Annotated in this window: 10 protein-coding genes; 4 read left to right on the forward strand and 6 right to left on the reverse strand. The window is 72.2% G+C overall.

Annotated features, from left to right (window positions below; genetic code table 11):
* Positions 1–12: 12 nt before the first annotated feature.
* Together AB0K67_RS26035 and AB0K67_RS26040 are read left to right on the forward strand one after the other, a co-directional pair.
* The gene (locus AB0K67_RS26035; RefSeq protein WP_364065932.1) at positions 13–1434 is read left to right on the forward strand and encodes an aldehyde dehydrogenase family protein; all 1422 of its coding nucleotides are present in this window, start codon (positions 13–15) and stop codon (positions 1432–1434) included.
* Entirely contained in the window at positions 1427–2299 is an 873-nt protein-coding gene (locus AB0K67_RS26040) for an aldehyde dehydrogenase family protein (RefSeq protein WP_364065152.1), read from the forward strand. The genes AB0K67_RS26035 and AB0K67_RS26040 overlap by 8 nt, the downstream gene beginning before the upstream one ends.
* Before the next feature lie 428 nt (positions 2300–2727).
* On the opposite strand, the gene AB0K67_RS26045 is transcribed toward AB0K67_RS26040, so the two are convergent.
* Positions 2728–3336 (reverse strand): DUF4865 family protein, encoded by a 609-nt coding sequence (locus tag AB0K67_RS26045; RefSeq protein WP_364065155.1) that lies wholly within the window; start codon positions 3334–3336, stop codon positions 2728–2730.
* A gap of 272 nt (positions 3337–3608) precedes the next feature.
* On the opposite strand from AB0K67_RS26045, the gene AB0K67_RS26050 reads away from it, so the two are divergent.
* Positions 3609–3893, forward strand: coding sequence for a hypothetical protein (locus AB0K67_RS26050; protein ID WP_364065158.1), 285 nt, complete (start codon positions 3609–3611; stop codon positions 3891–3893).
* Between the two features lie 26 nt (positions 3894–3919).
* Here AB0K67_RS26050 and AB0K67_RS26055 read toward each other — a convergent pair whose 3' ends face one another.
* The 4 genes from AB0K67_RS26055 to AB0K67_RS26070 form a co-directional block, all read right to left on the reverse strand.
* Positions 3920–4711: a class I SAM-dependent methyltransferase gene (locus tag AB0K67_RS26055; protein WP_364065161.1), complete on the reverse strand. Its 792-nt coding sequence runs from the start codon at positions 4709–4711 to the stop codon at positions 3920–3922.
* A 212-nt stretch (positions 4712–4923) separates the two neighbouring features.
* The gene (locus tag AB0K67_RS26060; protein ID WP_364065164.1) at positions 4924–5334 is read right to left on the reverse strand and encodes an ATP-binding protein; all 411 of its coding nucleotides are present in this window, start codon (positions 5332–5334) and stop codon (positions 4924–4926) included.
* Positions 5335–5539: 205 nt separating this feature from the next.
* On the reverse strand, positions 5540–7063 hold the full coding sequence (locus AB0K67_RS26065) for a hypothetical protein (protein ID WP_364065167.1): 1524 nt from the start codon (positions 7061–7063) through the stop codon (positions 5540–5542).
* Between the two features lie 340 nt (positions 7064–7403).
* On the reverse strand, positions 7404–7955 hold the full coding sequence (locus tag AB0K67_RS26070) for a hypothetical protein (RefSeq protein WP_364065170.1): 552 nt from the start codon (positions 7953–7955) through the stop codon (positions 7404–7406).
* Positions 7956–8269: 314 nt separating this feature from the next.
* Between AB0K67_RS26070 and ilvA the strand changes: the two genes are divergently transcribed.
* Entirely contained in the window at positions 8270–9619 is a 1350-nt protein-coding gene (ilvA, locus tag AB0K67_RS26075) for a threonine ammonia-lyase IlvA (protein WP_364065173.1), read from the forward strand.
* Positions 9620–9695: 76 nt separating this feature from the next.
* Here the strand turns inward: ilvA and AB0K67_RS26080 are convergent, their stop codons facing one another.
* Positions 9696–12569, reverse strand: coding sequence for an FAD-binding and (Fe-S)-binding domain-containing protein (locus AB0K67_RS26080; protein WP_364065176.1), 2874 nt, complete (start codon positions 12567–12569; stop codon positions 9696–9698).
* Between the last annotated feature and the right edge of the window lie 8 nt (positions 12570–12577).

A 12577-nucleotide genomic window follows, 5' to 3' on the forward strand; every position in this document is an offset into this window, starting at 1 on the left:
AGAGGCGTGGAGATCTTCGAGTACGCGCCCGCGCCGGAGTCACGTTCCATCGTGTCCATCCGGCCGTCGTACGACCTGTTCATCGACGGCGACTTCGTGCCGGCCAAGAGCGACGAGCGCATCGTCACCGTCAATCCGGCCGACGAGGAGCCGCTGTCGGAGGTGGCCGCGGCCGGCGAGGCCGACGTGGACCGGGCCTTCGCCGCCGCGCGGCGCGCGTTCGAGCGGGTGTGGTCGCCGATGCCGCCGGCCGAGCGGGGGAAGTACCTGTTCAGGATCGCGCGGATCATCCAGGAGCGCTCCCGCGAGCTGGCCGTGCTGGAGTCGCTCGACAACGGCAAGCCGATCAAGGAGACGCGCGACATCGACCTGCCGCTCGTCGCGCAGCACTTCTTCTATTACGCGGGCTGGGCCGACAAGCTCCGGCACGCCGGGTTCGGCACCCGTCCGCTGGGCGTGGCCGCGCAGGTCATCCCGTGGAACTTCCCGCTGCTCATGCTGGCGTGGAAGGTCGCGCCCGCGCTGGCGACCGGCAACACGGTGGTGCTCAAACCGGCCGAGACGACGCCGCTGACCGCGCTGGTCTTCGCCGAGATCTGCCAGGAGGCGGGGCTGCCGCCCGGCGTGGTGAACATCGTGACCGGCGCCGGCGACACCGGCGCGGCCGTGGTCGCCCATCCGGGCGGCGACAAGGTGGCCTTCACCGGCTCGACCGAGGTGGGGCGGCAGATCGCCCGCGCCGTGGCGGGCACCCGCAAGCGGCTCACGCTGGAGCTGGGCGGTAAGGGCGCCAACATCGTCTACGACGACGCGGCCATCGACCAGGCCGTCGAGGGCATCGTGTCCGGCATCTTCTTCAACCAGGGGCACGTGTGCTGCGCGGGCTCCCGGCTGCTGGTGCAGGAGTCCATCGCCGAGGAGCTGCTGGCGCGGCTGCGTGCCCGCATCGAGCTGCTGCGGCTCGGCGACCCGCTGGACAAGAACACCGACATCGGGGCGATCAACTCGGCGGCGCAGCTCGCCAGGATCCGCGAGCTGGCCGCCGCCGGCGAGGCGGAGGGCGCCACCTCGTGGTCGCCCGCGTGCCCGCTGCCCGAGCGGGGCTACTGGTTCCGCCCGACCGTGTTCACCGGGGTCACGCAGGCGCACCGGATCGCCAGGGAGGAGATCTTCGGCCCGGTGCTGTCGGTGCTCACGTTCCGCACGCCGGAGGAGGCCGTCGCCAAGGCGAACAACACGCCGTACGGTCTGTCGGCCGGTGTCTGGACGGAGAAGGGCTCCCTGATGCTGTGGACCGCGAGCCGGCTGCGCGCCGGCGTCGTGTGGTCCAACACCTTCAACGTGTTCGATCCCGCCAGTCCCTTCGGCGGTTACAAGGAGTCCGGTTACGGCCGCGAGGGCGGGCTGCTCGGACTGGAGGCGTACCTTGGCTGACATCCCGCCGCGCATCGCGGTGCTCAGGACGTACAAGCTCTATGTCGGCGGCGCGTTCCCGCGCTCGGAATCAGGGAGGTCCTACCCCGTGACGTCGGCGGACGGGTCCCACCTCGCCAACGCCGCGCTGGCCTCGCGCAAGGACGTGCGCGACGCCGTGGTGGCGGCGCGCAAGGCGTTCCCCGGCTGGTCGGGCCGCACCGCCTACAACCGCGGGCAGATCCTCTACCGGGTCGCGGAGATGATGGAGGGGCGGCGCGACCAGTTCGCCGCCGAGGTGGCCGCGGCCGAGGGCGTGAGCGCCGACCGGGCGCAGGCGCTGGTGTCGGCGGCCGTGGACCGGTGGGTCTACTACGCCGGCTGGGCCGACAAGATCGCCCAGGTGCTGGGCGGCGCGAACCCGGTGGCGGGGCCGTTCTTCAACCTGTCGGAGCCGGAGCCGACCGGCGTGGTCGGCGTGTTCGCGCCCGCCGGGTCCTCGCTGCTCGGCCTCGTGTCCGTGCTCGCCCCCGTGATCACGGCGGGGAACACGGCCGTGGTGATCGCCGACGAGCGGGCGCCGCTGCCGGCGATCACGCTCGCCGAGGCGCTCGCCACCTCCGACCTGCCGGGCGGGGTCGCCAACGTGCTCACCGGCAGGACCGCTGAACTGGGCCCGCCGCTGGCCGGGCACGCCGATGTGAACGCACTCGACCTGGCGGGGGCCGGCGAGCTGGCGGCCGAGCTTGAGGAGCTGGCGGCGACCACGCTCAAGCGCGTGCTACGGCCTCGGCCCGAGGACGACTGGGAGGAGCCGGATCCGGGGTTGGAGCGCATCCGGCCCTTCGTGGAGACGAAGACGGTCTGGCATCCGATCGGCCGCTGACCGCTCATCCGGCCGCTTCTGCGGCCGATCGTCCCGTCGCTTTCCGGCCGCGCCGGGTCTCCTGCCCGGCCGCGCCGGCCTCCTTCTCCCAGTCGAGGGCCGGGCGTCGTGCTCGGCCCGCGGCCGGGCTCTTTCCGGCCGCGCCGGGTTTGCGCTGCGGGCACCGGCGCGCGTCGACGTCCGGCATGACACGTGACGTCCGACTCTTTGACACAGACATGTCACAAATGGCTGGATGCCAGGGCTGTAACCGCTGATCTGCTGTTATGGTCGCGAACGTGGCCCCGGCCGCATGGCGCTGATGCGTCATGGACCGGTGATCCCCGGCAGGGACGTGCGTGATGGCGGCAGCCGCCCCGTTCCCTCCCCTGCGGCGGCGGCGCGCCCTTCCTGGTGTCGCGCCCGTTCCCTCCGGGGTCGCCCTGGCCCTACCAAGACCGCCCTTCCGGCAGGTCGCCCAGGCCGGGGGCGGACAGGTGCAGCACCTCGTACCGTTCGGTGCCGTCCGCGTCCTGCGCGGGATCGTCCGCCCACAGCGTGAAGCGTACGAGCCGCCAGTGGTGGGGATCGACGGCGAGCACGGTGGTGTGCACGCCGTCGTGGCGGGACAGCTCGCGCAGATGCTCGGCCTCCTCCTCGATCAGCGCCGCGAGACTCGTTCCCGTGCCGTCCCGATCGTCGGGTACGGGGGTGAGCCGGCGCGTCGCGGCCAGCGGGGTCGCGCCGCGTGCGGGACCGGCGTGGCAGGCGACGCCCGTCCAATGGTGGACGACGGGGCGGCCGAAGTCGCGGACGATGTTCTGGAACCCGCCGCCTCCGACGAGGAAGTGGGCCATCGCTCCGGCGTCGTTCCACAGGTAGAAGGGGGCGTACTGGTTGACCGGCGAGCCGGCGACGCCGCGCTCGCGGACGACGTACGCCTTCATGCCCAGCCCGGCGCGGTCGTCGAAGACGTGACCGGCGCCGGCGACCCGCTTGCGGATGATCTCCATGTCGTAGTCGGCGGGCAGGGTGATCTCGTACTGCTTGGCATACACGTGAGGGCTGCCTTCCTGGAAGACTGACGGGCCCTTACATACTAGTAGGTACAGACGCGTCGCAAGCCTCCCGCCGCCGGGCGGTTCGAGCGGTGGGGCGGCAGGTTGGGAAACCGCCGGATATTGACGCTCTTTTCCCCGTTCTTTCCAGGTGCGGGACATTCAGGTGCGGCGTGGCGCTCTCATCTGACTCGCGCCGACTGTGAGCATCGTACGGGCCTGGCCAGCGTGAGTGCTTCTCCGAGAGGAACGGTAGGTGTTCACCCCGATACGTGAACTGGCGCGACCTGCCGCCCATGCCCTCCTCACGGTGGCGCTGCCTGGCGGAGAGCGAGGTGCGCGGCGGGCTCACCCCTCACGCGCGGAGCTGGTCGCTGGACTCGTACGAGCAGGTCGAGCCGTGGCTGCGCGCCGAGGTCGAGGCGCGGCACCCCCTCTACCGCAGCGCACCGTCCGAGCCGGGGCCGAGCCAGAACTCCTGGACGTCCTTCCACGCCGAGCAGCTCGGCGGCGGCGCCATCACGTGGGCGGACTGGTGCGCCGTGAACGGCCGCTGACGCATCGGCACACAGCCTTCGGATCCTCAGCGGCGGCGGCAGATCATCAGCTCGGTCGTGGGGCTCTCGCGCAGGACGCGGACCAGCCGCCGCTCCGCCAGCGCGAGCAGCCCGCCCGCGATCTCGCCGGTGGTCTCCGTGAGGGTGACGGCCCGCAGCAGGCCGCCCCAGAGCTTGCGCCACACGGGGTTGGCGTCCACCTGAGCGTTCATGAGGACGAGCATCGGCACGCGGCGTACGACGTCGAACCCGGCGTCGCCGAGCGCGCCGGTGATCCAGGTGAGCGTGTGGTTGACCTGATGGTCGCCGCGCTGCTCCGGCCGGTGCAGGAAATTCTCCGACAGCACGAACGTACCGCCGGGCCGCAGGGCGCGGGCGATGGAACGCAGCGCGGAGCGGTACCGCTCGTCGTCGGTGATGTGGAACAGCATGTCCATGGCCGAGACCGCGTCGAACGAGCCGGGTTCGAGCGTTTCGCCGGGATCGGCGATGTCGAGCCGGAGGATCTCGGTGCCGGGGAAGCGGTCGCGCAGGCGTTCGGCGGCGGCGGCGGTCAGGTCGGATCCGGTGACCGACTTCGCGCCGAGCGCGCGCCACTGCCGCAGGTAGAAGCCGGTGCCCGAGCCCACGTCGAGCACGCGGGACGACGACAGGTCGAGGCCGAGCGCCCCCACCTCGCGGCGGAACACCTCGCCGCGCACCCGGTACATCCACGTGTTGAACGCCAGCCCCAGCCGCTGGTAGCCGACCCCGCTCTCCGTCCAGTCGGCGTGCAGGCGCTGCTCCCAGAAGTCCTTCAGTTCGGCGTGCTGTTTCATGCGGCGACGCTCCCGGGTGACGGGGGTTACTGGCGGATCGGCCCGTACGGTGAGTCCACACCGGCGCGCGTACGGTGAGCTGGATCGACGCATACGGCGAGTCCGGATCGGCCGCGTACGGTGAGTAGCGTCATGCCCCCGTACGCCCCGGCCCGAAACGTGCGACCCTCCCGCCCGCCGCTTTCCCTGTGCTTTCCCCTCAGCTTTTCGCGTCATCCGGTAAGCGCGCCGTCCAGATTCTTCTCGAAATGCACGGTCATCCCGTCTCCGCGATGCCGGTGAATCTCCACGAGATCGGTCAGCGCGTACATCAACATCAGGCCGCGCCCGCCCTCCGCGTCCAGCGGCACACTGGGCAGCGCGTCGGGCATGACGAAACCCGCACCGTGATCGGTCACTTCGACGACGCACCGATTGTGGCGCAGAGCCGCGTCCACCTGGTATTCACGCTTCGTGTCCGAATGGCGGACGGCGTTCGTGCAGGCCTCCGTCAGCGCCAGCCCGATATCCTGACGAGCGTCCGGCGAGACGCCGCAGCGCCGCAGCGCGACATCGACCACATTTCGGGTCAGGGTTACGGACGCCTTCTCCATGGGAATCGACAGGGCAATTCCCAGTTCCATCCTGGTCACCTCCAGTTCATTACTCACCCGTGCCCGAGGCGACCACTGACAAACCGTCTTCTACTCATTTATTCGCCGATTTTCAGGACATGAGGTGCGGGCGTACCGCGCCGGCGCAGGGCCGCCACCTCAGCCGCGCCCGCCCTGCGCCCCCGCTTTTCTCCCGTTTTCACTCTCCCCCGAGACAGGCCGGTCGTCGCCCCCGTCAGCTCGTGATCGTCACGTCGCGCAGCAGGAAGTAGCTGACCGAGTCCGCCTGCATGTAGAGGTGGAAATCGTCGGCCTTCGCCTTGGCGGTCTTGTCTGCGGTGACGATGGTGACCACCACGTACTTCTTGGCCGGGTTCGTTCTGACCTTGCCGTACTCGAAGGTCGGCAGGGCCATGTCCCTGCGGATGTTGACGGTGTCGGTCTTGGACTCGGCCATCTGAGTGGCCGCCGTCGTGGCCGCCTTGACCGACGGGAACTCCAGCATCACCTGCACCGCCTTGAGGTGGCCCCGGTAGGCGGAGTAGGCGAGCTGGACGGCGCGCCGGCAGTCGTTCTTCTCCAGCAGGCCCTGGGCGTCCACCGGCTCGCACGTGTCGTACGTCCAGCCGCCGACCTTGTTCGCGTCGAACGTGACGCCCGAGACGGTGAACTTCCAGTCGTCGAACTCGGTGTGGGCGATGGGCGAGCCGGGCTGGGCGGCCGAGGAGGACGGTGACGGCCTCGTGGCGGGGCCGGTCGGCTCGCCCGACGGCACCTCTTCCGCTGACGGCCTTCCGGACGGTTCCCCTGCCGCCGACGGCTCGCCCTTCGGTGAAGCGCCGGCCGAGGGCGGAAGGCCGCCGCCCGCGTCGGCCTCGGCCGGCTCGTCCGACGGCCACGGCGCGGTCGTCGGTGGCGAGGTGCCGCCGCCGCTCGGCAGGGCCGCGGGTGTGCCGTTCGAGGACTTGACGTACGAGACCGCGCCGACCGTGCCGCCGCCGAGGAGCAGCACGCCGAGGGCGGCCGAGAGCGCGATGACCATGGTCTTGCCGCGCTTTCGAGGCGGGTCGAGCGTGGCGGGTGTCAGGTGGTCGTACCCTGCCTGGTGGCGCTGGTGGGTGTACGGGTCGTAGTGGCCGTTGCCGCCTCCGTGCAGGTACGGAGGGCTCAGGGGACCATGGTCGTCCTGGCGGCCGCCATAGGAGGCGTGGAGACCGTTGTACGGGTCCTGCTCGCCGTAGACGTCCCGGTCGCCGTAGACGTTCCGATCGGCGTAGGCGGCCTGCTCTGCGCAGGCGCTCCTGTCGCCGTAGGCGTCCTGTTCGCGGTGGGCGTCCTGTTCGCGGTGGGCGGTCTGGTCGCCGTACGAGGGGCCGTATGCGGGCAGACGACCGTACGGCTCCGGAGGGTCGTAAGACGCGTGAGGCCCGGACCCGGGGGTGTACGAGTCCTGCGGACTGTAGGGGTAGCCGTCGTCCGGTGGGCCGGGCTGGCTGTGGCGGCCCCGCCGTGCTCCGAAGCCGGGTGGCGGGCTGCCCTGGCTCGCGTGGGGGCCGTTGCCGGCGGGTGCCGGTCCCTGGACGCCGTGATCGGTGGTCCCTAACTCGTGGTCACCGTAACCTGCGTGGTCCGTGCCCGGGTGGCGCTGGGTGGGCGTGGCCGGGCGCCCGTACGGAGGGCGGCCGTGCTCGCGCCGTCCCGGCTCCGGCTGCCCAGGCGCTCGCGGACCCCACGGGTCCGGTGGTGAAGGGTGAGTCATTGCCCCATCATGTGGCGAGATTTCGGCGTTTCCGCCGGTGCACCGCCATATGGCATGAGAGTGAACCGGCCTCGCGCACCAGCACGTACCAGTGCTAAGGCTCCCCCGCCGGGACCCCGGCCACCGCCGTGGAACGGTACATGGGCGGCGCGGCCACCCCGACGTCGTTGTCGCGGTGGCCGCGCCGCCCGGTCATCGCCGCGCCCGGCTCACAACCGGCCGTGAACGATGACCCTTATCGGCACCTCGTCTCGACGGCACCGGCCGGAGGCGTTCGTCTCCCCTCCATGGCGGACGGTCCGTTGTCCCGGTGCGCCGGGGCCGGGCCCGTACAAGGGGCTCACTTCGACAGGTAGAGGGTCTTCCAGGTGCCGCCGTACCGGCAGTTCGCCGAAGGGCGGGAGGCGCGGGGCTCGGAGCAGACCTTGAGCTCGATCTGGTACACGTCGCTCTGGCGGAACGAGAAGCGGGTGGGGCTGCCGTAGGTGCAGTCGCGCACCCAGCGCTCGCGGAACGGAAGCTGGTCGCCGTCGCGGTACGTGATGCGGAAGAGGGCCCAGCCGCAGGAGGAGCGGCGGGTGTTGTCGTACACCTTGCCGGAGATCCGGACGAAGTCGGCCGTGGGCAGGGTGGCGTGGTCCTCGCCGGTGATGGTCAGCGTGCCCAGCGCCTTGGCGGCGCGCCGGGGAGCGTAGTAGGCGCCCCAGGACTTGGCCGAGGTGCCGGCCGAGGCGGTGATCTCCGTGGCGGTCCCGGCCGTGGTGGCGGCGGTGGCGGGAGCGAACGCGGCCGCGGTGGCGTTGGCGGCGGGAGCGAACGCGGCCGCGGTGGCGGCGGTGGCGGCGGTGGCGAGAGCGGCTGTGGCCAGTGCGAGGGTCCGGGCGAGCGTCATGGCGGCGATCCTTTTCGGCTGGGGGCGTTCGTGAGATGGCATTACTGTGCATTGAGGCGATTTCAAGCGGCTTACGGGGGACGTCGGCTGATTTCAGGCGACTTGCGGGGTCGCTTCAGGCCGCTTGACGGACCGTGTCGCCCCCGATTCCCTCCGATAACCGGCCTACCGGGATCCGGCGATTTGGCCGGGCGGGTTCGATGCACTAAGAACCTGAGAGCAGGCTTTCACCGCGCTGCCCTGGGATCCACGCGCGTTGCCTGGCCGGCGGGGGTTCCGGCATCGACATATACGCAATCAAGGGGAAATGTGACGTGAGTGATTCACGTGAGGACGCATCCGCCGCGGCGGCGTCCGCAGCCAACGCCACCATCGCCGTAGCACAGGCCGCTACTGTGACGTGGTCCCCCGCGGCTGCCGTCCGTGCCGCCGATGTGGATGCGGCAGCCGGGCGGCTGGCGGGGATCGTGGCGACGACGCCGCTCGAGCGGAACCCGCGCCTGTCCCAGATGACCGGGGCCGAGATCTGGCTCAAGCGCGAGGACCAGCAGACCGTGCGCTCGTACAAGGTGCGCGGGGCGTTCAACCTGATCGCGCAGCTCGGCGAGGCGGCGCGGGCGGCCGGGGTGGTCGCGGCCAGCGCGGGCAACCACGCCCAGGGGGTCGCGTACGCCTGCTCGGCGCTGGGCGTGCGCGGCCGGGTCTACCTGCCGCGCCTGACGCCCAGGCAGAAGCGGGACCGCATCGCCGCGCTCGGCGGCGACATGATCGAGATCGTGCTGGGCGGCGAGACGTACGACGAGGCGTCCGCGGCGGCGAAGGCCGACGCCGCGGCGACGGGGGCGACGCTGGTTCCGGCGTTCGACGACGTACGCACGATCGCGGGGCAGGGCACGGTGCTGCGCGAGGCGGTCGAGCAGCTCGGCAGGACGCCGGACGTCGTCGTGGTCCCGGTGGGCGGTGGCGGGCTGCTGGCCGGTTCGCTGGCCTGGCTGCGCGAGCGGCATCCCGGCACCCGGGTGATCGGCGTCGAGCCGGCCGGGGCCGCCTGCGTGGCCGCCGCCGTCGCGGCCGGAGGTCCGGTCACGCTGGACGCGATCGACACGTTCGTCGACGGCGCCGCCGTGCGCCGGGTAGGCGACGTCACGTACCCGATCATCGTGAGCTCCGGCGTGGACCTCGTGTCGGTCCCCGAGGGTCAGGTGTGCAGCGAGATGCTGGCGCTGTACCAGACCGACGGCATCATCGCCGAGCCCGCGGGCGCGCTGGCCACCGCCGTGCTGCGCACGCCCGCGCTGACCGGCATCCCGGCGGGCGCCACGGTGATCTGCGTGCTGTCCGGCGGCAACAACGACGTCAGCCGGTACGCCGAGGTCGTCGAGCGCGCCCTCGTCCACGAGGAGCGCAAGCACTACTTCCTGGTCGAGTTCCCGCAGGAGCCGGGGGCGCTGCGCCGCTTCCTCGACGAGGTGCTCGGCCCCAACGACGACATCACGCTGTTCGAGTACGTCAAGCGCAACAACCGCGAGACCGGCCCCGCGCTGGTGGGCATCGAGCTGTCCAGCCCCGACGACCTGCCGGCGCTGCTGAAGCGCATGGAGGCCGCGCCGCACCGCATCGAGCAGATCGATCCGTCCAGCCCGCTGTTCCGGTTCGTCACCTGACGCTCCACCGCACAAGCGGCCGCACGTCAGGGGGGCGGGTGGCGCATCAGGCGGTGGCCCGTCAGGCGGCCGCACGTCAGGCGGTGGCGCGGTCGAGGTATTCGAGCAGGTGATGGTACGTCCTGCCAGTGGCGCGGGTCATGCCGAGCTCGCACGTGCGGTTGACCGAGGCGTGCGCGGTGCAGCCTGAGGCCTGGACGGCGACGGCCTCCGCGCGGGTGGCCGAGGCGGTCAGCTCGGGGTGGAGCAGGCCGCGGTCGCCGGCGAAGGCGCAGCACTGCCAGCCCTCCGGCACGACCACCTTCTCGGCGATCGCCTCGGCGAGCCGCGTGATGGCGGCGTCGAGGCCGAGGCGGGTGGACGAGCAGGTGGGGTGCAGGGCCAGGTTCGGCAGGCGGCGCTTGACGGTCAGGCGGGGCAGGAGGTGCTCGGCGGTGTAGGCGACCGCGTCGAGCACCTCGACGCCGGGGAGCAGGTGGCGGAAGCCCTCCGTACAGGAGGCGGCGTCGCTGACGACCGGGATGCGCTCCCCGCCCGCGGCGCCCAGAGCCGGAGCGCCCGGAGCCGTGTCACCGGCCGGGCCACCGTCCTGCGCCGCGTCACCGGCCGAACCTCCGTCCGGCACGGTGTCCCCGGCCAAGCCCAGGCGGCCGAGGGCCGTGCGGACCTGCTCCGCCATCGTGGCGTGGCCGTCGCCGTACCCCTTGGACGACCACGGCGTGCCGCAGCACAGGCTCGCGATCCCCTCCGGGACGAGCAGCTCGACTCCGGCGCGGGCGGCGAGCCGCTGGAACGCGGTCATCACGCCGGGCCCACCGGCGGCGGGCGCGAACATCGTGTTCAGGCAGGACGGCAGGTAGATCGCGGCGGGCCGGCGCGACGGGCGGGGACGGCGGCGGGCGCCGCCCTTGGGCAGGTCGCGCGACCACTGCGGCACCGCGTCCGCTCCGGCCACCCGCCGCGCGGCACGGGCGGCGGCCTCGGACAGCGGGGCGGGGGCGACGGCGGCGGTGTCGAGTGCGAGGTTCATGGCCCGGGTGACGCCGTCCCAGTGGCGGGCGGCCGACGCCCAGCCCTTGTTCACCAGGCGGCCGTGCCGCTCGGCGCGCAGCCGCTTGGTGAGGTCGCCGGTGTTGATGAGGACGGGGCAGGCGGTGGCGCACATGCCGTCCACGGCGCAGGTGTCGACGGCGTCGTAGCCGTACTCGGACTCCAGCTCGCGGGCGAGCGCGTGGTCGCCGGCGGCGCGGGCGGCGGCCAGCTCGCGGCGCAGCACGATGCGCTGCCGGGGCGTGGTGGTCAGGTCGCGGCTGGGGCAGACGGGCTCGCAGTAGCCGCACTCGACGCAGCGGTCCACCTCGGGCTCGACGCTGACGACCCGTTTGAGGTCGCGCAGGTGGGCCTCGTCGTCATCGGTGAGCACGACGCCGGGGTTGAGCGTGCCGGCCGGGTCGCACAGGCGCTTGACCTCGCGCATCACCTCGTACAGCTCGTCGCCGTACTGGCGGCGGACGAACGGGGCCATGACGCGGCCGGTGCCGTGCTCGGCCTTGAGCGTGCCGCCACGATCGAGCACGGCCGCCACCATGTCCTCGGTGAAGGCGGCGTAGCGGTCGAGCTCGGTGCCGAACCGCTCGTTGATCATGAAGTGCAGGTTGCCGTCCTTGGCGTGGCCGAAGATGACGCTGCGTTCGTAGCGGTGGGCGGCGAACAGGGCGGTGAGGTCGTCGCACAGGTCGGCCAGTGCGGCCACGGGGACGGCGACGTCTTCGAGCAGGGCGGTGGTGCCGCTGGGGCGGGCTCCGGCGACGGCGGCGTACAGGCCCTTGCGGATGTGCCAGAGCCCGGCCCGGCCGCCGGGGTCGCGGCTGAGCCTGGCGGGCACGGCGAGGCGCAGCTCGGCGAACGCCCGCTCGGCGGCGCGCTCGCGCTCGGCGAGCAGGTCGGCGTCGGACTCCTGCCACTCGATGAGCAGCGCGGCGTGGTCCTGGACGGCGAGCGTGCGCAGCACGTCGTCGGCCTTGGGGTCGGTCTGGGCGACGCGCAGGGACTCGGCGTCGAGCAGCTCGACGGCGGCGGGCTCGGCGGCGACCAGCGCGGGCATGGCGGCCATGGCCTCGCGCAGCGCGGGGAAGACGAGCAGGCCGGTGGCGGCCAGGCGGTGCGCGGGCACGGTGCGGAAGACGGCCTCGGCGACGAACCCGAGCGTGCCCTCGCTGCCGATGACCAGGTGGGCGAGGATCTGGGCGGGCGTGTCGTGGTCGAGGAAGCTGTTGAGGCCGTAGCCCATGGTGTTCTTCAGCGAGAACTGGGCCTGGATGCGGCGCACGGACTCGGGGTTGCCGCGCACGCGGTCGCGCAGGCGGGCCAGGCCCTCGAAGAGCGCGGGTTCGAGCGCGCGCAGCCGCTCGTCGGCGTCGGGCGCGCCGGTGTCGATGACGGTGCCGCTGGGCAGCACGAGCGTCATGGATGCGAGCGTCCGGTACGTGTTGGCGTGCGTGCCGCAGGTCATGCCGCTGGAGTTGTTGGCGACGACGCCGCCGATGGTGCAGGCCGACTCGCTGGCGGGGTCGGGGCCGAGCTTGCGGCCGTAGGGGGCGAGTCTGGCGTTGACCTGCCGGAGCACGGCGCCGGGCTGGACGCGTACGCGGGCGCCGTCGTCGAGCACCTCGATGCCGCGGAAGTGACGGCGGGTGTCGACCAGCAGCTTGTCGCTGACGCCCTGCCCGCTGAGGCTGGTGCCGCCGGAGCGGAACGTGATCGGCAGCCCGGCCTTGAGCAGCGCGGCGACCTGGGCGGTGTCCCGCGGCACCAGGACGGCCTGCGGGGTGAGCAGGTAGTGGGAGGCGTCGTGGGCCAGGCCGAGCCGGTCGCTCGCCCTCGTCCGGGCGATCCCCGGCACGGCGGCCTCGACCGCGGCGAGGAGTGCGGGGTCCGGCTGGTCGATCACGATGGGTG

It is taken from the genome of Nonomuraea sp. NPDC052634, from assembly GCF_040678535.1.
Taxonomy (GTDB): Bacteria; Actinomycetota; Actinomycetes; order Streptosporangiales; family Streptosporangiaceae; genus Nonomuraea; species Nonomuraea fastidiosa.

Excerpts from the sequence above, each read along its gene's own strand:
- AB0K67_RS26070 (WP_364065170.1), bottom strand. The coding sequence starts at position 7,955 with ATGACGCTCGCCCGGACCCTCGCACTGGCCACAGCCGCTCTCGCCACC.
- AB0K67_RS26055 (WP_364065161.1), bottom strand. The coding sequence starts at position 4,711 with ATGAAACAGCACGCCGAACTGAAGGACTTCTGGGAGCAGCGCCTGCAC.
- AB0K67_RS26065 (WP_364065167.1), bottom strand. The coding sequence starts at position 7,063 with ATGACTCACCCTTCACCACCGGACCCGTGGGGTCCGCGAGCGCCTGGG.
- AB0K67_RS26060 (WP_364065164.1), bottom strand. The coding sequence starts at position 5,334 with ATGGAACTGGGAATTGCCCTGTCGATTCCCATGGAGAAGGCGTCCGTA.